Annotated in this window: 1 protein-coding gene; it reads left to right on the forward strand. The window is 59.8% G+C overall.

The features are described 5' to 3' along the window. Positions 1-58 precede the first annotated feature (58 nt). Positions 59-994, forward strand: coding sequence for a LysR family transcriptional regulator (locus WCA53_RS03640; protein ID WP_423905558.1), 936 nt, complete (start codon positions 59-61; stop codon positions 992-994). Positions 995-1,795 lie beyond the last annotated feature (801 nt).

Raw genomic sequence — 1,795 nt, forward strand, 5'->3', positions numbered from 1 at the left:
CAACAATAGGATTCGGAGTAACGCGCAGAACACGAGTCCTTTCAACCACGAAGGTCCGATGGACACGCTACAGAATATGCGGGCATTTGGGCGGGTCGTCGAAGCGGGCAGCTTCACGGCTGCTGCCGTGTCGATGAACTCGACGACTGGCGCGATGTCGCGCGCGGTGACGGAGCTGGAAGAGCACTTGCGCACCCGCCTCCTGAATCGCACCACACGCAGGCTTGCGCTGACGCCGGCGGGCGAGCGTTATTTGATGCGGTGTCAGCAGATCCTCGCGGACATCGACCTGGCCGAGGAAGAAGCTAGCGATGCGCACGAACGCCCGAGCGGCACTTTGCGCATGTTCAGCTTCGCGAGCATTGGGCAGCATTACGTGCTCCCGGCGATAGGCAAGTACCGGGCGCTCTATCCGGACGTGAAGGTTGAGTTGACGCTTTCACAGCGCACGCCTGACCTGTTTGAGGGAAGTAGCGATGTTGCGGTGGTCGGTGCATCCGCGCTGCCGGATTCGGAGCTCGTGTCGCACTTGCTTGGCACGACCTTCAGCATCCTGTGTGCTGCGCCTGACTATGTACGCAGGCATGGCTGGCCGCAGCGTCCGGCCGACCTGCTGGAGCATGAATGCCTGACCCTGCAGACGCCCGCGTTTCCGGTTCACGACTGGACTATGGAAGGGCCCGAAGGCACGGTTTCGATGCAAATCAGCGGGCCGGTACAGGTGAATATCGCCGAGTCGCTGGCGGTCGCGATACGCGAAGGAATGGGGATCGGCACGCTGCCGCTCTATTCGGCCATTGGCGGATTGCGCGACGGCACGCTGGTGCGCGTGTTGCCGCACCACACGTTGCAGCAGATGAATGTCTACGCGCTGTATCCGTCGCGGAAGTTTATTGACGCGAAGACGCGGACCTGGGTCGAGTTTTTGCGGCAGTACTTGCCGGGGGTGATCGCGCACGACAAGACGCTGCTCGTGGAGCTTGGCGCGTCGTAGTGGGCTGCTGGCCGCATGCGGTTGGGGGTGCTGGTCGCGGCGAGTGTGGCGGGGTGCTGGTCGCGGCGAGTGTGGGGAGAGCGTTGAGTCCTTCTGCTAGCGTGGTCGTTCTGCATAAGTCGGATTTTCTTGCTTATTTCTGTTAGCCCCTATCCGGGGCGGGACTTCATTTCTTTGCAAACGCGCAAAGAAACGAAGCAAAGAAACGCGTTTTAAACCGCCAATTTTTAAGTGTCGTCGTCGCTCATTTCAGGCTTTTGGCCCGAACGTAGCGCGGCCCCCAATATTTAACCCGCAGTCGAACACCCACCTCAAGCGCCAACGACCCGCACACGCTTCGCCTCGACGGCCGTATCCGCAGCTATCCGTGTCGTCGTAGCACCAAAGCCGATGATCGGCGCGGCTCACTCTCCGTCAGGCTTCAGACGACCCCACACGAGCCACCAAGAAACCCAGTACTCAAACCTACGGGTCTGCCGTTGGCATGACCACCGGTCTTGCCACGGTCGTTGCCGCTAGCGACAATCGGATTGGGGCCGTCGAGGCGAAGCGTGTGCGCGCCGCTGGCACTTGAGGGTGGTGTTTGACTGCGGGTTGATGCGCGGGGGCCATGCTACGTTCGGGCCAAAAACCTGAAATGAGCAACGACGACACTGAGGTATTCGCGGTTTAAACGCGTTTCTTTGCTTCATTTCTTTGCGCGTTTGCAAAGAAATGAAGTCCCGCCCCGGATAGGGGCTAACAGAAATAAGCAAGAAAATCCGACTTAAGCAGAACGACCACGCGAGCAGAAGGACTCAA

Origin of the sequence: Caballeronia sp. (genome assembly GCF_049581465.1) — a bacterium.
Classification (GTDB): Bacteria; Pseudomonadota; Gammaproteobacteria; order Burkholderiales; family Burkholderiaceae; genus Caballeronia.